General features: G+C 67.3%; 16 protein-coding genes. 6 read left to right on the top strand and 10 right to left on the bottom strand.

Translation table 11 applies throughout. The annotated features are described in order from the left end of the window. Positions 1-294 precede the first annotated feature (294 nt). The gene (locus tag ACFPOB_RS19215) at positions 295-1,260 is read left to right on the top strand and encodes a Bug family tripartite tricarboxylate transporter substrate binding protein (RefSeq protein ID WP_377799976.1); all 966 of its coding nucleotides are present in this window, start codon (positions 295-297) and stop codon (positions 1,258-1,260) included. Between the two features lie 24 nt (positions 1,261-1,284). Here ACFPOB_RS19215 and ACFPOB_RS19210 read toward each other — a convergent pair whose 3' ends face one another. Next, positions 1,285-2,235 carry a phosphoribosylaminoimidazolesuccinocarboxamide synthase gene (locus ACFPOB_RS19210; RefSeq protein ID WP_377799975.1) on the bottom strand — a complete coding sequence of 317 codons (951 nt, stop codon included), beginning with the start codon at positions 2,233-2,235 and terminating at the stop codon, positions 1,285-1,287. A 227-nt stretch (positions 2,236-2,462) separates the two neighbouring features. On the opposite strand from ACFPOB_RS19210, the gene ACFPOB_RS19205 reads away from it, so the two are divergent. Continuing rightward, positions 2,463-3,638 carry a M20 aminoacylase family protein gene (locus ACFPOB_RS19205; protein ID WP_377799974.1) on the top strand — a complete coding sequence of 392 codons (1,176 nt, stop codon included), beginning with the start codon at positions 2,463-2,465 and terminating at the stop codon, positions 3,636-3,638. Next, on the top strand, positions 3,635-4,741 hold the full coding sequence (locus tag ACFPOB_RS19200; protein WP_377799973.1) for an NAD(P)/FAD-dependent oxidoreductase: 1,107 nt from the start codon (positions 3,635-3,637) through the stop codon (positions 4,739-4,741). Before ACFPOB_RS19205 ends, ACFPOB_RS19200 begins: the two co-directional genes overlap by 4 nt. 184 nt (positions 4,742-4,925) lie before the next feature. On the opposite strand, the gene ACFPOB_RS19195 is transcribed toward ACFPOB_RS19200, so the two are convergent. Then, positions 4,926-5,261 carry a GIY-YIG nuclease family protein gene (locus ACFPOB_RS19195; protein WP_377799972.1) on the bottom strand — a complete coding sequence of 112 codons (336 nt, stop codon included), beginning with the start codon at positions 5,259-5,261 and terminating at the stop codon, positions 4,926-4,928. Positions 5,262-5,359: 98 nt separating this feature from the next. Here ACFPOB_RS19195 and ACFPOB_RS19190 point away from each other — a divergent pair, with 98 nt between their 5' ends. Beyond that, positions 5,360-5,923 (top strand): DUF2239 family protein, encoded by a 564-nt coding sequence (locus ACFPOB_RS19190; protein ID WP_377799971.1) that lies wholly within the window; start codon positions 5,360-5,362, stop codon positions 5,921-5,923. Here the strand turns inward: ACFPOB_RS19190 and eda are convergent. The 8 genes from eda to ACFPOB_RS19150 form a co-directional block, all read right to left on the bottom strand. Then, on the bottom strand, positions 5,920-6,564 hold the full coding sequence (gene eda / locus ACFPOB_RS19185) for a bifunctional 4-hydroxy-2-oxoglutarate aldolase/2-dehydro-3-deoxy-phosphogluconate aldolase (RefSeq protein ID WP_377799970.1): 645 nt from the start codon (positions 6,562-6,564) through the stop codon (positions 5,920-5,922). The genes ACFPOB_RS19190 and eda overlap by 4 nt on opposite strands. Positions 6,565-6,716: 152 nt before the next feature. Next, entirely contained in the window at positions 6,717-7,406 is a 690-nt protein-coding gene (gene pgl / locus ACFPOB_RS19180; protein WP_377799969.1) for a 6-phosphogluconolactonase, read from the bottom strand. Beyond that, complete coding sequence (gene zwf, locus ACFPOB_RS19175; protein WP_377799968.1) at positions 7,403-8,911, bottom strand: glucose-6-phosphate dehydrogenase; 1,509 nt, start codon at positions 8,909-8,911, stop codon at positions 7,403-7,405. Before zwf ends, pgl begins: the two co-directional genes overlap by 4 nt. Before the next feature lie 219 nt (positions 8,912-9,130). Beyond that, a complete protein-coding gene (locus ACFPOB_RS19170; RefSeq protein WP_377799967.1) occupies positions 9,131-9,886 on the bottom strand; it encodes an ABC transporter ATP-binding protein in 756 nt (251 codons plus the stop codon). Further along, the gene (locus tag ACFPOB_RS19165) at positions 9,883-10,722 is read right to left on the bottom strand and encodes an ABC transporter ATP-binding protein (protein WP_377799966.1); all 840 of its coding nucleotides are present in this window, start codon (positions 10,720-10,722) and stop codon (positions 9,883-9,885) included. Before ACFPOB_RS19165 ends, ACFPOB_RS19170 begins: the two co-directional genes overlap by 4 nt. A 5-nt stretch (positions 10,723-10,727) precedes the next feature. Further along, entirely contained in the window at positions 10,728-11,639 is a 912-nt protein-coding gene (gene nikC / locus ACFPOB_RS19160) for a nickel transporter permease (protein ID WP_377799965.1), read from the bottom strand. Between the two features lie 12 nt (positions 11,640-11,651). Continuing rightward, positions 11,652-12,719, bottom strand: a complete 1,068-nt coding sequence (locus ACFPOB_RS19155; protein ID WP_291677726.1) for an ABC transporter permease — start codon at positions 12,717-12,719, stop codon at positions 11,652-11,654. Between the two features lie 112 nt (positions 12,720-12,831). Next, positions 12,832-14,433, bottom strand: a complete 1,602-nt coding sequence (locus tag ACFPOB_RS19150) for an ABC transporter substrate-binding protein (RefSeq protein ID WP_377799964.1) — start codon at positions 14,431-14,433, stop codon at positions 12,832-12,834. Between the two features lie 244 nt (positions 14,434-14,677). On the opposite strand from ACFPOB_RS19150, the gene ACFPOB_RS19145 reads away from it, so the two are divergent. Beyond that, a complete protein-coding gene (locus tag ACFPOB_RS19145) occupies positions 14,678-18,061 on the top strand; it encodes a transglutaminase family protein (RefSeq protein ID WP_377799963.1) in 3,384 nt (1,127 codons plus the stop codon). Positions 18,062-18,069: 8 nt separating this feature from the next. Next, a complete protein-coding gene (locus ACFPOB_RS19140) occupies positions 18,070-20,592 on the top strand; it encodes a circularly permuted type 2 ATP-grasp protein (protein WP_377799962.1) in 2,523 nt (840 codons plus the stop codon). Positions 20,593-20,600: the final 8 nt, after the last annotated feature.

The following is a 20,600-nucleotide window of genomic DNA, read 5'->3' as shown; positions in this document are numbered from 1 at the left end:
CCATCCGCGCCGGATGTTCGCCCACCTCGCCGGACCGATGAGCGCGCGACGGCACAATCGCCACCCTCCGAGGCAAATCAAGCCTTCTCCTTCCGTCGACACCGTCGCCAACGCTGGCACCATCGCGACGGCACACCGCCGGACATGACCTCCAATAGTTGATTTCTATTACAGAAATACAATAATTTCAATTGTATAATCAATGACTTGCGGGCTTGAATGGCCGCATGGGACAGCATGAGCGCCCAGATGCGTCAGATCTCTCAATAACAGTCAAAACGAGGGAGGGGAGAGATGAAGACGAGGCGTTGGCTGCTGTCGAGTGCAGCGGTGGTCGCCGGGTTGGCTCTGCCGGCCGCAGCGCAGGACTTTCCAGCCAAGAACATCAAGTTCGTCGTGCCCTTCGCCGCCGGCAGCGCCACTGACGCACTGGCGCGCATCCTCGGCGAGCACCTGTCCAGGAGCCTCGGCAAGCCGGTCGTGATCGAGAACCTGCCCGGCGCCAGCGGCATCCTCGCCGCCCAGAACGTGGTCCGTGCCGATGCCGACGGCCATACGCTGCTGATCACCACCAACACCACCCACGGCGCCAATCAGAGCCTGCTCAAGAGCGTGCCCTACGACGCGGTCAGGGATTTCGAAGCGGTCGGCAAGCTCGGCACGATCACGCTGGCGCTGACGACGCACCCTTCCGTGCCGGCGAAGACGGTCGCGGATCTCGTCGCCCATGCCAAGGCCAATCCCGGCAAGCTCACCTTCGGCGCCGGCTCCAGCTCGTCGCGCATCGCCGGCGAGATGTTGAAATCGTTGGCCGGGCTCGACTTGACTTACGTGCCTTATCGCAGCAACCCGCAGGCGATCACCGATCTGCTCGGCGGCCAGATCTCGATCGTGTTCGCCGACATCTCGACGACGCTGCCGCAGGTGAAGGCCGGCAAGATAAATGGGCTCGCCGTTTCGACCGCCAAGCGCAGCCCGCTGGCGCCCGACCTGCCGACCATGGCGGAGGCCGGCGTCGCCGCCTACGACCTCGCCGCCTGGTTCGCCGCCTTCGCCCCGGCGAAGACGCCGCGCCCGGTGATCGAGAAGCTCAACCAGGCCTTCACCGCCGCGCTCAACGACAAGGCGACGCAGGAGCGCCTGCTCGCCGCCGGCATCGAGCCCGAGGGCAGCACTCCGGAAGAGCTCAGGGCCTTCGTTCCGATCGAGATCAAGAAGTGGGCCGAGATCGTCAAGGCGGCGGGCATCCAGCCGGAATAGTGCTTCTGACAGGGTCGGCGCGCCTCAGAAATAGCGCGCGAGATTGCGCCTGATCCGCTCCAGCGGCGGCACGTCCGCCGCCGGCGGCACGAAGGTCTGGCCGGTGATCGTCTCGAACGCCTTGATGTAGACCTGCGAGGTCTGCTCGATCAGCTCGTCCGGAATCGCGGGGATGGGCTCGTTGTAGGGGTCGCAGCGTGCCGCGACCCAGTTGCGCACGAAATCCTTGTCGAAGCTCTCCGGCTTCTCCCCCTTGGCGAAACGCTCGGGATAGCTGCCGGCGAACCAGTAGCGGCTCGAATCGGGAGTGTGGATCTCGTCGGCCAGGATGATCCTGCCCTCGGCATCGGTGCCGAACTCGTATTTGGTGTCGGCGAGGATCAGGCCGCGCTCGGCGGCGAGCGTCTGGCCGCGGGCGAAGAGCTTCAGCGCATAGTCGGAGAGCGTCTCCCATTGCGTCTTGGTCAGCAGGCCCTGCTCCAGTATCTGCGCCGGCGAGAGCGGCTCGTCATGGCCGCCGTCGAAAGCCTTGCTGGTCGGGGTAATGATCGCCTGCGGCAGCGCCTCGTTGTCGCGCAAGCCGTCCGGAAAGCGCACGCCGTACATCTCGCGCTGCCCTTGCTTGTACATGGTCAGGATCGAGGTGCCGGTTGTGCCGGCGAGATAGCCGCGCACCACGATCTCGACGGGGAGGATGTCGAGCCTCTTGCCGACCACGACGTTCGGGTCGGGATAGTCGATGACGTGGTTGGGGCAGATGTCGGCAGTCTGTTCGAACCAGAAGCGCGCGGTCTGCGTCAGCACCTGGCCCTTGAACGGGATGCAGGCGATGGCGCGGTCGAAGGCGCTGAGCCGGTCGGTGGCAATGATGATCCGGCGTCCGTCCGGCAGGTCGTAATTTTCGCGGACCTTGCCGCGATAATGGTTCGGCAGCTCCGGGATGGTGACATCGCGGATCGTGTTCGCCTCGGACATGGCAGCACTCGTCAGCTCGGGATCGTCCGGAGCAACACTCTCCGGCTCCGCGCTCTTAACCCTTTCCCGACGATAAGAACAACGCAACGCGACGCATTCGCCAGTCTCCCACCCCTCATGCCGCAATCGGCTTGGACAGGACGCATGGCTCCGGGCTAGCGTGCGCGCCTGGCAACCCGTTTTCTGCCGACCTGCTTTCCGCAGGGCCGCGACCTGTCGAGGACACCATGCCCAAATCCGATCTCATCGCCGCGATCGAACCCGAGATCAGCGCGATCCGCCGCGACTTCCACCGCCACCCCGAGCTGCTTTTCGACGTGCAGCGCACCGCCGGCATCGTCGCCGACAAGCTGAAGGAGTGGGGCGTCGACGAGGTCGTCACCGGGATCGGACGCACCGGCGTCGTCGGCGTGATCAAGGGCAAGGGCCAGGATTCCGGCAAGGTCATCGGCCTGCGCGCCGACATGGACGCTCTGCCGATCCATGAGGAAACCAATCTCGAGCATCGCTCGACCGTGCCCGGCAAGATGCACGCCTGCGGCCATGACGGGCACACCGCCATGCTCCTGGGGGCCGCCAAATATCTGGCGCAGACCCGCGATTTCGACGGCACCGCGATCGTGATTTTCCAGCCGGCCGAGGAAGGCGGCGGCGGCGGCCGCGAGATGTGCAAGGACGGGCTGATGGAGCGCTTCGGCGTGCAGGAGGTCTACGGCCTGCACAACATGCCGGGCCTGCCGATCGGCCAGTTCGCCATCCGCAAGGGGCCGATGATGGCGGCAGCCGACCGCTTCCTGATCAAGCTGGAAGGCCGCGGCGGCCACGCCGCCAAGCCGAACGAGACGATCGACCCGCTGGTCTCCGCCTGCCAGATCGTGACCTCGCTGCAGACGATCGCCTCGCGCAATGCCGACCCGCTCGATTCCGTCGTGGTCTCGGTGACGGCGCTGCAGGCCGGCGAGGCCTTCAACGTCATCCCGCAGCATGCCGTGATCAAGGGTACGGTGCGTTCGCTCTCGCCGGAGATGCGCGACCTCGCCGAGAAGCGCTTCCGCGAGATCGTCACCGGCACCTGCCAGGCCTTCGGCCTCACCTTCGAGATCGAGTATGAGCGCGGCTATCCGGTCACCTTCAACCATGCCGGCCAGACCGATTTCGTCACCAGCGCGACGAAGAGCACCTTCGGCAAGGAGGCGATCGACACCACGGTGCCGCCGACCATGGGCTCGGAGGACTTCTCCTTCATGCTCGAGGAGCGTCCCGGCGCCTACATCTTCATGGGCAATGGCGAGTCCGCCGGGCTGCACCACCCCGCCTATGAGTTCAACGACAAGGCCATCCCCGTGGGCATGACCTATTGGGCTAGTCTGGTCGAGATGGCGATGCCGCAGCGCGCGGCATGAGCGACATCGATTGCCTGGTGATCGGGGCCGGCGTCGTCGGCCTCGCGACGGCGCGTGCGCTCGCGCTCGCCGGGCGCGAGGTCGTGATCGCCGAGGCCGCGGACGGCATCGGCACCCAGACCTCGGCGCGCAACAGCGAGGTCATCCATGCCGGCATCTACTACCCGCCGGGCTCGCTGAAGGCGCGGGTCTGCGTCGAGGGGCGCAAGCTCCTGTACGTCTATCTCCGGGAGCGCGGCCTGCCGCACAAGGCCTGCGGCAAGCTGATCGTCGGCACCCATGCCGGCCAGCGTCCGGCGCTGGAGACGATCGCGGCGCGCGCCGAGGCTTCCGGCGTCACCTCGCTGCGCTGGCTCGATGGTGCTGAGGCCAAGGCGCTGGAGCCGGAGATCACGTGCGAGGTTGCCCTGCTCTCGCCTGAGACCGGCGTTGTCGACAGCCATGCATTGATGCTCTCGCTGCTCGGCGAATGCGAGGCGGCCGGCGGCTCGCTGGCGCTGAACACGCCGATCCTGGCCTGGCGCCGCCAGGCTGATGGCTTCAGCGTCGATTTCGGCGGCGAGGACCCGGCGACCTACAGCGTCAACACGGTGGTCAATTCGGCCGGCCATGGCGCTCCGCGCCTGCTCGGCAAGCTCGACGGTTTTCCGGCCGAGCATGTGCCGAAGCAGTCCTTCGCCAAGGGCAATTACTTCTCGCTGCTCGGCAAGCAGCCCTTCTCGCATCTGGTCTATCCGGTGCCGGAAGCGGCAGGCCTCGGCATCCACGCCACCATCGACATGGCCGGGCGCGTCAAGTTCGGCCCCGATGTCGAATGGGTCGAGGACGACCAGGACCTCGTCGTCGACCCCGCCCGCGCCGAAAAGTTCTATGCGGCGATCCGGACCTATTGGCCCGGCCTGCCGGACAATGCGCTCGTCGCCGACTATGCCGGCATCCGGCCGAAGCTGCACGGGCCGGGCGAGCCGATGCCGGATTTCCGCATCGACGGGCCGGCGGTGCACGGCGTGCCGGGGCTGGTCAACCTGCTCGGCATCGAGAGCCCCGGGCTGACGAGCTCGCTGGCGATCGCGGAGCTGGTGGTTGAGCGGCTGGCGGCCTGACGCTCAACCGTGGTGAGGAAACGCGGGATCCCCTCTCCTGGAAGGAGAGGGGTGGGGGTGAGGTGTTCGGGAGAGACATCGTTAGCCTGAACCCGACCGCACGGTAAGCGCTCGCGGCGCTGGTCGAACGGCCTACACCTCACCCTGCCCTCTCCTTCCAGGAGAGGGTTCCCCGCGCCCTACTTCACACCGCCTCCGCGCCCAGTTCCGCGCACCAATGCGCCAACCGCGCCTTCATGACGCGCTCGCGGCCGGCCTCCAGCGCCTCCTCGTCGAGCCGCTCGATCTCCTCGAAGGCGAAGGCGCCTTCGCCATGCGCGTTCCAGGCCGCCTGCAGCGTTCGTCCGCGATGGCTGCCGTGGCGCAGCGTGAACCAGATGCGGTTCTGGATCGTCGAGAGATCCGGCGCCCGCCCGGCCCAGCGCTCGCCGGTCGCAAGGCAGCGCAGCAGATAGATGCCGGCGACGACCTTGCGCTCCTTGTAGGCCGCGACGGCGACCTTCCTGTCCTCGTGACGCATCGCGCCCTCCTCATATGGGGCGCCGCAAATATCACCCGGGCAATATTGACTCAAGTATTTTTATCCGGGTATTTAATGGTATCACGCTGGAGCCGACCATGTCCGATGCCGATCGCCTTTCCACCGCCTTCAACGGCAACAGCATACTGGCCCGCGGCCGCCTGGCCGAGGTCGCCCTAGCGGTGCAACAACACTTGATCGAGCGACCGGACGCAGCCCTACTGACCTTCGACGATGCGACCGGACGGGTAGTCGATCTCGACCTGCGCGGCACGCCAGCCGAGATCGTCGCGCGGCTGGGGGACGAGCCGCGCGGGCGCGGGCGACCCAAGCTCGGCGTGGTCGCGCGCGAGGTGACCTTGCTGCCGCGGCATTGGGAATGGCTGTCGGCGCAGCCCGGCGGCGCCTCGCAGGCGTTGAGGCGCCTGATCGACGAAGCCCGGCGCGGTGACCGCGGCGAGACGCAAGGGCGCATCGCCCGCGAGGCCGCCTACCGCTTCATGAGCGCGCTCGCCGGCAACCTTCCGGGCTTTGAGGAGGCAACGCGCGCCCTCTTCGCCAATGACGAGATCGGCTTCTTCCGGCAGGCCGCAGGCTGGCCGGCCGACATCCGCACCTATGCGCAGGAGCTGGCCTGGAGCGCAGTGCGCGACGAGGACTAGCCGCGCAGTTCCGCGACCTTCTCGCGCGCTTCCTTGGACAGCTTCGTCACCTGCGCCCAGTCGCGGTTCTTCACCGCGTCGGCCGGGACGAGCCAGGAACCACCGACGCAGATCACCTGCGGCAGAGCGAGATAGCTGCCGAGATTGGCGAGCGAGACGCCGCCGGTCGGGCAGAACTGCATCTGCGGGAACGGGCCCGAGAGCGCCTTGAGGCCAGCGACGCCGCCGGCCTGCTCGGCCGGGAAGAACTTGCAGGTCAGACGTCCCGCCGAGACGGCGCGCATGCAGTCGGAGGCGGTGGCGACGCCCGGCAGCCAGGGCAGGCCGGTCTTGCGCATGGCTTCGTCGACGCTCTCGGTGAAGCCGGGACTGACCACGGCGAGCGCGCCGGCATTGTGGACCTCGGCCGCCTGGGCCGGCGTCACCACCGTGCCGGCGACCGGCAGGATGCCCGGCACCTTCTTGGCGACGAGATCGAGCGCCGCCATCGCAGCCGGGCGGCGCAAGGTGATCTCGATGACGTCGATGCCGCCGGCAAGCAGAGCCTCCGCCAGCGGCACGGCGATCTCGACCTCATCGATGACGACGACGGGAACGACGCCGCAGGCCTTGAGGCGGGCGATTTCGGGAGCGATCGACATCGGCATTTCTCCTGATCTTACCCTCAGCCCTCATCCTGAGGAGCGAGCAAAGCTCGCGTCTCGAAGGATGCTCCGGCAGGTTCCGGAGACATATCGACCATCCTTCGAGACGCCGCTTCGCGGCTCCTCAGGATGAGGGCTGAAGATGTCGCTTACGCCTTGGCCCAGTAGACGTCGAGCCCCTGCGGACGCGAGAGCAGCAGGCCGACCGGGAAAGCGCCGGGCAATTCGACCGCCGAGGCCAGCACCCGGTCCTTTTCCTGTCCGGAGATCAGCAGGGCGACATGGCCGGCGCCCTGCAGCCGGGCCGGCGAGAGCGATAGCCGGGGCGGCAGGTCGGGCGGGGTGGCGGCGAGCGCATGCACCGAAGCCGGCGCGGTCAGCACCGCCGTCTCACCGGGAAAGAGTGAGGCGATGTGCCCGTCCGCCCCCATGCCGCTGACGACGATGTCAAGCGGCGGCAGGGTCTTCAGCACGCGGTCGAGGCTGGCTGCGGCCGCGGCGAGGTCATCGCCGGCGTTATGGAACGAGACAAACGGAGTCCGGCCTTCGCGCAAGGGAGCGAAGGCCGCCCGGATCATGCGCTCGTTCGAGGCCTGATCGTCGGGAGCGACGAAGCGCTCATCGGTCGGCATCAGCGTGATGCCTTCCCAAGGCAGGTCATGCGCGCCGAGCGCTACAAGGAAGCGCGCTGGCGTGGTCCCGCCCGGCACGGCGAGAAGCGCCCTGCCCTGCGCCGCGACGAGCGCACGCAGTCGGATCGCGACCGCTTCGGCCAGCGCCTCGGAGGCGTCGGCCAGCGTTTCGAAGCGATGGCGGATCAGCGGGCCGGCCGCGCTCACTCGCCGAACTCCGGATCGGCCCAGGAGCGGCCCTCGCGCTCGATCAACCCGATCGCCTGCGACGGTCCCCAGGAGCCGGCGGCATAGCGATGCGGCTGGGGATAGTACTCCTGCCAGCCGGCAAGGATCGGATCGATCCAGGCCCAGGCCTGCTCAACCTCGTCGCGGCGCATGAACAGGGTCTGGTCGCCGCGGATCACATCGGTGAGCAGGCGCTCATAGGCATCGGGCGTGCGCACGTCGAAGGCGGTCTCGTAGCGCAGGTCGAGCTGGCGCGGCACGACCTTGAGCTTGCCCGAGCCCGGCACCTTCATCATCAGCTGGAGCTGGACGCCGTCATTAGGCTGAAGCCGGATGATCAGGCGATTGGCGTAGAGCTCCTCGCAGCCTGGCGCGCGGCCGAAGATCGAATGCGGCACCGGCTTGAAGGTGACGGCGATCTCGGAATAGCGCTGCGCCATGCGCTTGCCGGTGCGCAGATAGATCGGCACGCCGGCCCAGCGCCAGGTGTCGAGCTCGCAGCGGATCGCGACGAAGGTCTCAGTGCCGCTGACATGGCCGAGCTCCTCTGCATAACCCTTGACCCGCTGGCCATCGATGACGCCCGGCCCGTACTGGCCGCGGACCGTGTGGCGCTGTACGTCGGGGCCGACGATCGGCCGCAGCGCCTTCAGCACCCGGACCTTCTCGTCGCGGACCGCATCGGCCTCGAGCTGGTTCGGCGGCTCGATCGCGAACAGGCAGAGCAGTTGCAAGACGTGGTTCTGCACCATGTCGCGCAGATGCCCGGCCTTGTCATAGTAGCCGGCGCGGGATTCCAAGCCCACCGTCTCGGCCACGGTGATCTGGACATTGTCGATGTCGCGGCTCGACCAGGAACGCTCGAACAGCGTGTTGGCGAAGCGCAGGACCAGCAGGTTCTGCACCGTCTCCTTGCCGAGATAATGGTCGATCCGGTAGGTCCGGCTCTCCGGCAGGATGCGGGCGACGGCGTCGTTGATCGCGCGGGCGGAAGCCAAATCGCGGCCGAGCGGCTTCTCCAGGATGACGCGCGAGGTCGGCGTCAGGATTCCGGAATGCGCGAGATTCTCGCAGATCGGGATGAACAGGTCCGGCGGCGTCGAGAGATAGAACGAGCGCACCCGCTGGGACTCGCCGAGCGCTTCCTTCAGCGCGCCATAGGTCTCGGGCTTGACCGCATCGAGCAACACCATGGTGAGGCGACGGCGGAAGGCGGCGATGCGGTCCTGCGGCAGGCCGGCGGCGGCGAGCTTCGCAGCGATCTCTTTGGGAATGCCCTCGACATCGTCCTGCTTGCGGACGATGCCGACAATGCGGCTCTCCTCCGGCAGCACGCCCTCCTCGTTGCGCTGGGCCAAAGCTGGAAAGAGCTTGCGCAGCGCAAGGTCGCCGCCGGCACCGAAGATCACCAGATCGAAGGGCGGGACCGGCGTGCGCTCCGGCGCAGCCTCCGGCTTCAGCAGGCGTTCGGCGATGGCGTCCATGGCGGCATACTCCTGATCGGCCCAGTCGAACCGAATCCTGCGACGACAATGCGACCAAGCATGCGGCTTGCCAAACGGTTTGGGTAACAGGGCTGCTATGCCGTCATTCTCGGGCGGAGCGTAGCGCAGACCCGAGAATCTTAGGACCAGTGGGCGCCAAGCCAGAACTCTTCCGGCCTGAGATGCTCGGGTCAAGCCCGAGCATGACGCGCTGGCACACTACCCCGCCCGCCTGAAGCCCTCGCTCGCCGTCAGCAATTGCTGGGCATAGGCCGTCTGCGGGGCGCGAGCGGCGAGCGTCGCCGCCGTCATCTCCTCGACGCCGCGGCCGAACTGCATGACGAGCAGCCGCTCGCACATATGACCGACCACGGCGAGGTCGTGGCTGACCAGGATATAGGTCAGCTTGCGCTCGTGGCGCAGCGCCTGCAGCAGGTTCAAAACCTCGGCCTGGATCGAGACGTCGAGCGCCGAGGTCGGCTCGTCGAGCAAGAGGATCGTTGGCTCCAGCACGAGAGCGCGGGCGATGGCGACGCGCTGGCGCTGGCCGCCCGAGAGCTGGTGCGGATAGCGGAAGCGGAAGGAGGTCGGCAGGCCGACATCCTGCATGGCGCGGCTGATCTTCACCTCGGCGTCGCGGATGCCGTGGATGGCGAGCGGCTCGGCCAGGGTGTCGTCGACGGTCTTCTTCGGGTGCAGCGAGCCGTAAGGGTCCTGGAAGACCATCTGGACGGCGCGGTAGAAGGCCTTGTCGCGGATCTTGGGCTGACGCTTGCCGAGGATGTCGACCTCGCCGCTCCAGTCGCGATTGAGGCCTGCCAGGACGCGCAGCACGGTCGACTTGCCCGAGCCGGATTCGCCGACGATGCCGTAGCTCTCGCCCGGCTCGACCGCGAAGGAGAGGTCCTTCACGACATGCGAGTCGCCGAAGGAGACGTTGAGCTTGTCGACGTTGATCGCGGAGTTCGTGCTCATGCCAGCCATGCCGGGTCGCGGTTGAGGGTGGCGAGCTTCTCGCGCGGATGGTCGAGATCGGGCAGGCAGCCGAGCAGGCCACGCGTGTAGGGATGCTGTGCCTTGTCGAGCTCGCTCGCCGGCAGCGTCTCCATCGCCTTGCCGCCATACATGACGATGACGCGGTCGCAGAACGACTTAACCAGATGCAGATCGTGGCTGATGAAGATCAGCCCCATGCCGCGGCTGGTGACGAGATCGTCGAGGATCTTCAGCACCTGCAATTGCACGGTGACGTCGAGCGCCGAGGTCGGCTCGTCGGCGATCAGGATTTCCGGCTCGGCGATCAGCATCATCGCGATCATCACGCGCTGGCCCATGCCGCCGGAGACCTCATGCGGGTAGAGATCGTAGACGCGCTGGGGCTCGCGGATCTGCACGGCCTCGAGCATGGCAAGACTGCGCTCCTTGGCCTCGCGCGCGCTCGCCTTGTGATGGACGCGATAGGCCTCGGCGATCTGGTCGCCGACGGTCTGGACCGGGTTCAGCGAGAATTTCGGATCCTGCATCACCATCGAGATGTGGCGGCCGCGCAGTTTGCGGCGGGCACGCTTGTCCATCGTCGTCAGGTTCTGGCCACGGAATTCCATGCGCTTGGCCGTCACTACGCCGGGATGCGGGATCAGGTCGAGGATGGCGCGGCCGGTCATCGACTTGCCGGAGCCGGATTCGCCGACGATACCGAGCCTCTCGCGGCCAAGCGTGAAGGAGAGCCCGCGCACCGCATTGACGATGCCGGTCGGGGTGTGGAAGTCGACGCGCAGGTCGTCGAGCGTCAGCAGAGCTTGATCAGACATGCTGCTCACCTCGCATCCAGCACGTCGCGCAAGCCGTCGCCGAGCAGGTTGAAGCCGAGCGCGACGACACAGATGGCGATGCCCGGGAAGGTCGCGACCCACCACTGGTCGAAGATCTGCTCGCGGCCGGTCGAAATCATCGCGCCCCATTCCGGGATCGGCGGCTGAGCGCCGAGGCCGAGGAAGCCGAGGCCGGCGGCCGTGATGATGATGCCGGCCATGTCGAAGGTGGTGCGCACGATCAGCGAGGGCATGCACATCGGCACGACATGCTTCAGCACGATCCGCATCTGGCTCGCGCCCTGCAGGCGCATCGCCGAGATGTAATCGGCATTGCGGATGATCATCGTTTCGGCGCGGGCGACACGGGCATAGGGCGGCCAGGCCGTGACGGCGATGGCGATGACCGCGTTCTCCAGGCCCGGCCCCAGCGCCGCGACGAAGGCGAGCGCCAGCACGAGGCGCGGGAAGGCGAGGAAGACGTCGGTGATGCGCATCAGCACGGTGTCGACCCAGCCGCCGAAATAGCCGGCGGCGCAGCCGATCAGCAGTCCGACCGGCCCGACCGTGATGACGACGAGCATGACGATCACCAGCGTGACGCGGGCGCCGTAGACGACGCGGCTGAAGATGTCGCGGCCGAGCGCGTCGGTGCCGAACCAGTGCTTGGCCGAGGGCGCCAGAAGGCGCTGGTCGAGCGCCTGCGCGAGCGGGTCATGCTGCGCGATCAGCGGCGCGAAGGCGGCGATCAGCAGCAGCGACACGACGATCGCGAGCCCGACCACGGCAGCCGGATTCTTCCTGAAGGCGAGCCATTGCCGGTAGAGCTGGCCGAGCCTGGCCTGCCGGCGCGATTCCGGCGAGGTCGTGGTCAGCCAGGCATGCCAGGTGACAGAGGTGGCGGTTTGATCGGACATAGCCATCCTCCCTCAGCGCGCCCGCGGGTCGGCCAGCCGGCCGAGGATGTCGGAGAAGAGGTTGACCGCGATGAAGACGGCGCCGACCACCAGCGTGCCGCCGAGCACTGCGTTCATGTCGGCGTTGAGCAGCGCATTGGTGATGTAGCGCCCGAGACCCGGCCAGGCGAAGATCGTCTCGGTCAGCACCGAGCCTTCGAGCAGATGCATGTAGGAGAGCGCGATCACGGTGACCAAGGGCACGAAGGCGTTGCCGAGCGCATGGCCGCAGACGACGCGCCATTCCGACAGGCCCTTCACCCGAGCCGCGACGACATATTGCTGCTGCAGCTCGGTGATCATGAAGCTGCGGGTCATTCGGCTGATATAGGCGACCGAGAGCAGGCCGAGGACCGAGGCCGGCAGGATCAGGTGCCAGAAGGCGTCCACGACCGCGTCCCATTCGCCTTGCATGGCGGCATCGAGCATGACGATGCCGGTGACTGGCGTGACGAAGTCCTGATAGGCGACCGAGAGGCGCCCCGGTCCCGCGACCCAGCCGAGCTTGGCGTAGAACAGCAACAGCCCCATCAGGCCGAGCCAGAAGACCGGGATCGAATAGCCGATCAGGCCGATGACGCGGGCGATCTGGTCGATCCAGCGGCCCTGGTTGACGGCGGCGAGGATGCCGAGCGGCACCCCGAGCGCGACGCCGATCAGCGTGCCGAGCGTCGCCAGCTCCAGCGTCGCCGGGAACACGGTTTTGATGTCGTCGGTGACCTTCTGCGCCGTCAGCACGGAAGTGCCGAGATCGCCGGTGAAGACCTTGCCGATATAGGTGGCGAATTGCTGCCAGTACGGCTTGTCGAGGCCGAGGGCGAGGCGCGCCTTGTCGTAGACATCGGCCGGAGCGCGGTCGCCGACCACGGCGAGCACCGGATCGATCGGCATGACCCGCGCGATCAGGAAGGTGACCAGCAGCAGGCCGAAAATGGTGATCGCGACTGTGGTCAGCTCGCGGCCGAGGATCTTGGCCCAGCGGGCGGCGCGGCTCTTGGCGCGCGGCGGGGCGGGGGGAGTCGGTGCGCTGATGGCGACCATCGTCGGCTCCGTCCTTTCTTGTTCTTGGGGGCAACGCCCGCCCGCACGGGACGGCAAAGCAAGAACCCGCCGCAGCCTGGTGGGGGCTACGACGGGTTCCGCTGCAGATGCCTCAGTTCTTGGTGATCGGAGCGTAGAAATTGGTGTCGGAGCTCGGCCCGATCACCCAATTGTCGACGTTCTTGCGCTGCGCCGAGACCTCGATCTGCTGGAACATGATGACGAAGGGCGAGACCTTCTGGTGCTCGCGCTGCAGATCGCCATAAACGGCGGCGCGCTTGCTCGCGTCGCTTTCGAGCACATTGGCCTGGGTGATCTTGGTCATCTCCGGGATGTCCCAGGCATTGCGCCAGGCCAGCGTCTTCGACTTTGCCTCCTCGCCATTGTCCTCGTTGATGGCAAAGGTCTCGGCATTGGTGTGCGGGTCGAGATAGTCCGGGCCCCACTGGCCGATATAGATGTCGTGGGTGCGGGCGCGGTACTTGGTCAGGGTCTGCTTGCCGTCGCCAGGAAGGATCTCGAGCTTGATCCCGGCCTGGGCCCAGGTCGACTGGATCGCCTGGGCGATGTCGGTGATCGGGTTGACCGAGCGGGTGTCCATCGTGACGGTGAAGCCGTTCGGCAGGCCGGCCTTGGCGAGAAGCTCCTTGGCCTTGGCGACGTCGAGCTTGTAGGGCCTGTCTTCGATGGCACCGAGGAAGCCCTTGGGCAGGAAGGACTCGTGGCCCTTATAGGTGCCCTCGACGATGTTCTTCTCGATCGCGTCGTAGTCGACCAGCCATTTCAGGGCCTCGCGGACCTCAGGCTTGGCGAGGTTCGGATTCTTCTGGTTCAGGCCGAGATAGAGGATATAGCCCTTGTCGCCCTGGGTGATCTCGACATTGGCGTTGCTCTTGACCGCGGCGAGTTGGTCCTTGGAGAGATTGCGGGCGATGTCGATGTCGCCCTTCTCCAGCAGCAGGCGCTGCGAGGCCGGCTCGGCGACGTGGCGAACGATGATGCGCTTGCTCTTCGGCGCGCCCTTGTACCAGCCCTCGTTGGCGTCGAGCGCGTATTGCTCGTTCGGGCGGTAGGCGCGGACCTTGTAGGCGCCGGAGCCGGCCGAAGCGAGCTTGAGCCAGCCATTGCCCCAATCGCCGTCCTTCTCATTGGCCTTGACCAGCTTGGAATCGACGATCGAGGCGACGCCCGAGGTCAGGCAGTTCAGGAAAAAGCTCGGCGCGAAGGGTTTGGAGACGGTGATGACGACGGTGTTGTCGTCCGCCGCCTTGACCTTATCCAGCACCGTGTCCTTGTTCAGGCCGAACTGGGTGAGGATGAAGCCCGGCGACTTGTTCAATGTCACTGCGCGCTGGAAGGAATAGACCACGTCGGCGGCGGTGAGCGGATTGCCGGAGTGGAACTTGATCCCGGGGCGGAGCTTGAAGGTGTAGGTCAGGTTGTCGGGGCTGACGGTCCAGCTCTCGGCGAGTTCGCCGACAAGGGCATTGTTGTTCTTGAGATCGACGCCGATCAGCTTGTCATAGAGATTGGTGACGACCTCGACGCCGGAGAACTCGAAGGCCTCGGCCGGATCGAGCGTGATGATATCGTCGATCTGCTTGGCCATCACGATAGTGTCTTTGGGCGTCTGCGCCTGGGCGGCGCTCGCCAGCAGGGCGACGAAGGCGGAAGCCGCCATCAGTTTCGCTACATGACGCATGGAAATCCCCATTGTGCTGTGTGCGGGCACTCCCGGGCGCCCGTTGGCGCGCACTCTGTGGCCAGATCGTCGCCGATGTCCAGCGGAGGGCGAACACTGTCTGTGAAACCGCCCGCTGCTTGCACGCTTGTTGCGCAACAGCCTGAATTGCCGGCGCATTTCTGCGCAGGAAGCCGCTTGCTCCAGCGTCTTCTGCCGCTATCGTGACAGGCTCCGGCCGATCCGGCTGGTTTCGAAGCAAAGCAGGCGCTCGCTCTTGGCCATCATCGCTGCACTGCATCACCTCACCCATTACCGCTACGACCGACCGGTCACGCTCGGTCCGCAGATCATCCGGCTGCGGCCGGCGCCGCATTGCCGCTCGGCGGTGAAGAGCTATTCGCTCAAGGTCACGCCGGCACAGCATTTCGTGAACTGGCAGCAGGACCCGAACGGCAACTGGCTGGCGCGCTATGTCTTTCCGGAGCCGGTGACCGAGTTCCGCATCGAGGTCGATCTCGTCACCGAGCTATCGATCATCAACCCGTTCGACTTCTTCGTCGCCAGCGAAGCCGAGGAATTCCCCTTCGCCTATCCCGAAGAGTTGCACGACGAACTCGCGCCCTATCTGGTCAAGGAGGAGACCGGGCCGCTCTTCGCCGAATTTCTCGCCACGATCCCGCGCGAGAAGACCAACACCGTCAATTTCATCGTCGACCTCAATGCCCGGCTCCAGCAGATGATCGCCTATGGCATCCGGATGGAGCCCGGCGTGCAGGAGCCCGAGCAGACGCTGCAGCTCAAGTCCGGTTCCTGTCGCGACACCTCCTGGCTGCTCGTCCAGATCCTCAGGCATCTCGGCCTCGCCGCCCGGTTCGTCTCCGGCTACCTGATCCAGATGAAGGCGGACATCGATCCGCTGGAGGGCCCGCGCGGCACCGACAAGGACTTCACCGACCTGCACGCCTGGGCCGAGGTCTATCTTCCCGGCGCCGGCTGGATCGGGATGGACCCGACCTCGGGCCTGCTCACCGGCGAGGGCCATCTGCCGCTGGCGGCGACGCCGCATTACCGCTCGGCCGCCCCAGTCAGCGGCCTGGCGAGCTATGCCGAGACGCAGTTCGCCTTCGACATGAGCGTGACGCGCGTGCACGAGGTGCCGCGCATCACCCTGCCCTTCTCGGACGCATCCTGGACCGAGCTCGATGCGCTCGGCGAACAGGTCGAGGCCGATCTCCAGGCGCAGGATGTCCGGCTCACCATGGGCGGCGAGCCGACCTTCGTCTCGATCGACGACCAGACCGGCGAGGAATGGAACACCGCCGCGGTCGGCCCGACCAAGCGTGAGCGCGCCGACGTCCTGATCCGGCGCCTGCGCGAGCGCTTCGCGCCGGGCGGCATGCTGCATTACGGCCAGGGAAAATGGTATCCTGGCGAGAGCCTGCCGCGCTGGGCCTTCGCGCTCTACTGGCGCGAGGATGGCGAGCCGATCTGGCGCAATGCCGCGCTGATCGCGCGCGAGCCGGGGGCGAAGACCGGGAAAGATCGCGAGCATGAGGTCGTGCCGACCTCGGCCGCAGTCGAGGCACTCGCGGCCGGCCTCTCCGAGCGGCTCGGCCTCGGTGCCGATTATGTGCTGCCGGCTTATGAGGACACCGGGCACTGGCTGGTGAAGGAGGGCCAGCTGCCGGAGAATGTCGATCCGCTCGACCCGAAGCTGTCCGACCCGGAGGAGCGCGCCCGCATGGTCCGCGTCTTCGAGCGCGGGCTCGGCAAGCCGAGCGGTTACGTCATTCCCGTCCAGCGCTGGCAGGCTGCAGCGGAGGACCGGCGCTGGCGCTCGGAGAAATGGAAGCTCCGGCGCGGCAAGCTCTTCCTGGTGCCGGGCGATTCACCGGTCGGTTTCCGGCTGCCGCTCGGATCGCTGCCGCATGTCCCGGCCAAGGCCTATCCGCATATCCATCCGCAGGACCCGCTTGAGCCGCGCGGGCCGCTGCCGCCCGCCGCATCCGGATCGCCGAGCGCGCCGCGCGCCGCCGATCCGCCACCAGTTTTCGAGGGTCCCGTCCAGCCGACGCGCCCGGCCGGTAGCAGTGAGCCGCAGACCGCGCGACAGGACATCGTCGAGCAGGAGCTCGGGGCAGAGGCGGTCCGGACCGCGCTCAGCATCGAGGTGCGCGACGGCGTGCTCTGCGTCTTCCTGCCGCCGGTCGAGCGCCTGGAGGATTATCTCGACCTGATCGCCAGCATCGAGGCGACGGCGGAAGAGACTGGCCAGCCCGTCCATATCGAGGGCTACGCCCCGCCGCACGATCCGCGCCTCAACGTTATCAAGGTCACGCCCGATCCCGGCGTGATCGAGGTCAACATCCACCCGGCGAAGAACTGGGCCGAGGCCGTCGCGATCACCCGCGGCGTCTACGAGGAGGCCCGCCAGTCGCGGCTCTGCGCCGAGAAGTTCATGGTCGACGGGCGCCACACCGGCACCGGCGGCGGCAACCATGTCGTGCTCGGCGGCGTAACCCCGGCCGACAGCCCGTTCCTGCGCCGGCCGGACCTGCTGAAGAGCATCGTGCTCTACTGGCAGCGCCATCCGTCGCTGTCCTATCTGTTCTCGGGCCTGTTCATCGGCCCGACCAGCCAGGCACCGCGCGTCGACGAGGCCCGGCACGACCAGCTTTACGAGCTCGAGATCGCGCTGGCGCAGACGCCCGGCCCACAGGATCCGGCGATCCCGCTCTGGCTGGTCGACCGGCTCTACCGCAACCTCCTGATCGACGTCTCCGGCAACACCCACCGCACCGAGATCTGCATCGACAAGCTCTATTCGCCTGATGGCCCGACCGGCCGGCTCGGGCTGATCGAGTTCCGCTCCTTCGAGATGCCGCCGGATGCGCGGATGTCGCTGGCGCAGCAGCTGCTGATCCGGGCGCTGATCGCCTGGTTCTGGCGCGAGCCGCAGGCCGGCAAGCTGGTGCGCTGGGGCACCAGCCTGCATGACCGCTTCATGCTGCCGGAGATCGTCTGGCAGGATTTCTGCGATGTGCTCGCCGATCTCGCGCGAGCCGGCTACCGCTTCGATCCGGCCTGGTTCGCGGCGCAGCACGAGTTCCGCTTTCCCTTCTTCGGCAGGATCAACCAGGGCGGCGTCGAGCTGGAATTGCGCCAGGCGCTGGAGCCGTGGCATGTGATGGGCGAAGACGGCGCGATCGGCGGCACCGTGCGCTATGTCGATAGCTCGGTCGAGCGCCTGCAGGTCAAGGCGAGCGGCATCACCCCCGGACGGCATGTGATCGCCTGCAATGGCCGGGCGCTGCCGCTGACCGAGATCGCCGCTGGGACCAGCGTCGCCGGCCTGCGCTTCAAGGCCTGGCAGCCGGCCTCCGGCCTGCATCCGACGATTCCGGTGCATGCGCCGCTGACCTTCGACATTGTCGACACATGGGCTGGACGCTCGCTCGGCGGTTGCGTCTACCATGTCGCGCATCCCGGCGGTCGCAGTTACGAGACACCGCCTGTGAATTCCTACGAAGCGGAGGCGAGGAGACTCGCCCGCTTCGAGGCGATCGGCCATAGTCCGGGGCCGCTGGCGATTCCCGTCGAAGAGCGGAGTCCGGAGTTCCCGATGACCCTCGACCTGCGTCGCCCCCCCGGGGTTTGAGGTCAAGCATGGCTCTGCAGCGCCGACCGAGTTCGACGCGGGCGCGAGCTGAGCGCCGCAACGCTCTGCTCGCGGGCTATCGGCCGCTGCCCGGCGCCTATGACGAGCTGATGGCGCCGGACGGCGCGATCCGTCCGCATTGGGAACCCTTCCTGGCCGAATGGTCGGCGCTCTCGGGCGACGAGCTGCAGCGACGCTTCGGCCTGGCCGACCGGCATGTGCGCGACACCGGCGTCTCCTATCGCGTCCATGGCGATCTCGACGAGAGCGACCCGCTCGCCGGCGAGCGCTCCTGGCCGCTCAATCACGCACCGCTCGTCCTCACCGGGCAGGAGTGGAAGACGATCGCCGCCGGCGTCGCCCAGCGCGCGCAGCTGCTCGATACCGTGCTCGGCGACATTTACGGGCCCGGCCGATTGATCGCCAATGGCGCGTTGCCGGCCGCCGCCATCACCGGCAGCCCCGATTATCTGCGGCCCGTGCAGGGCACGGCCGGGGCCGGACAGCTCCAGATCTACGCCGCCGATCTCGGGCGCGGCCCCGACGGGCGCTGGTGGGTTCTGAGCGACCGCACCCAGGCGCCATCCGGCGCGGGCTATGCGCTGGAGAACCGCCTCGCCATCGGCCGCGCCTTCCCGGACCTGTTCCGGACGATGAATGTCGAGCGGCTTGCCGCCTTCTTCCAGGGGTTCCGCGCCGGGCTCGTCGCGCGCGCCCGGCGCGTCGAGCCGCGCATCTGCCTGCTGACCCCGGGTCAGATGCATGAGAGCTATTTCGAGCAGGCTTATCTCGCCCGCTATCTCGGCTTCCTGCTGGTCGAGGGCGGTGACCTCGTCATGCGCGACGGACTCGTGCATGTCCGCACCATCGCCGGCTTCAAGCGCGCCGACGTGATCTGGCGGCGCATCGACGGCGACTTCGCCGACCCGCTGGAGCTCAACGCCCGTTCTGCGCTCGGCGTGCCAGGCCTGGTCGACGCGGTGCGGGCCGACAACGTCGTCGTCGCCAACGGACTCGGCTCCGGCGTGGTCGAGGCGCGGGCGTTGATGGGGTTCATGCCGCGGCTGGCACGGGAGATCCTCGGCGAGGAGCTGGTCCTGCCGAACATCGCGACCTGGTGGTGCGGCCAGCCGCGCGAGCGCGGGATCGTGCTCGACAGGCTGGAGCAGATGAGCGTCGCGCCCGCCTTTCGCGCGCCCGGCGACGGGCTCGACGGCGGCACCATGCTGGTCGCCGATCTCGACAGGAGCGAGCGCGCGGCGTTGCGCGCCCGGATCGCCGAGCGCGGGCTCGACTATGTCGGGCAGGAGGTGGTCCGCCTCTCGACCATGCCGGTGATGCAAGGCAGCCGGCTGGACCCCCGGCCGATGACGCTGCGCGTCTTCGCCGCCGCGACGCCCGATGGCTGGCAGGTGATGCCCGGGGGCTTCTGCCGCATTTCCGAGGAATGTGACGCGCGGGCCGTGACCATGCGCGCGGGCGTGCGCTCCAGCGACGTCTGGATCACCTCCGACCGGCCAGTCGAGCAGGTGACGCTGCTGCCGAGCCCGGACCGGATCGCGATCCGCCGCATCGTCGGCATCCTGCCGAGCCGCGCCGCGGACAACCTGTTCTGGCTCGGCCGCTATCTCGAGCGCAGCGAGGCGACCTTGCGGCTGGTGCGCGCCCTGCTCGGCCGGCTGATCAATGCCGATGACCAGGCGCCGGGTCATGCCGAGACGATCAAGAGGCTCGCCAACCTGCTCGTGGCCTGGGGCGCGGCGCCGACGACCACCAAGGCCCGCTCGGTCGCGGCGCAGGCGCGCTTCGCTTTGCACGACTTCGACCAGTACGGTTCGGCTGCCGCCTCGGTGCGCGAGGCGCGACGCACCGCCTCCGTCATCCGCGAGCGGCTCTCAGTCGACGCCTGGCGACTCTTCGGCGATCTGCAACGCCAGCTCGCCGAACCGGGCAAGCTGGAGAGCGAGGGCGAGGCCTTCGAGATCGCCGACAGCGCGCTGAAATCGCTCGCCGCCTTCTCGGGCCTGTCGCAGGAGAACATGGTGCGCGGCGCCGGCTGGCGTTTCCTCGACATCGGCCGGCGGATCGAGCGCGGCGTCACCACCTGCCGCTTCGCCCGTCATTTCGTCGAGAACGACGCGCCCGGCAATTGCCTCGACGCCTTGCTCGACCTGACGGATTCTCAGATCACCTATCGCTCGCGCTATATGCTCGGCGCCGCGCTGCAACCCGTTCTCGATCTCGTCATGCTCGACCCCTATAATCCACGCTCCGTAGCTTTCCAGATCGAGCGGCTCGATGCCGAAATCGCAGCCCTGCCCTCGCTTCACGACGACGGCATGCTGGAGGAGCCGCGCCGGCTCGCGCTCAAGCTCGCCGCCGAATGCCGCACCGCGGAAGCCAGCCGGCTCGACCGCACCGGCATCCTCTTTTTCGAGCAATTGCTGATGGGCCTCTCGAACGCGGTGGCCGAGCGCTATTTCCTGCAGAACTCCCGGCCGGAAGGTTCGCGGATGACGCGACTCGCGTAAGGGAGACG

The organism is Allobosea eneae (genome assembly GCF_042657265.1).
Lineage (GTDB): Bacteria > Pseudomonadota > Alphaproteobacteria > Rhizobiales > Beijerinckiaceae > Allobosea > Allobosea eneae.
This window is presented reverse-complemented; position numbering and strand designations above follow the sequence as displayed.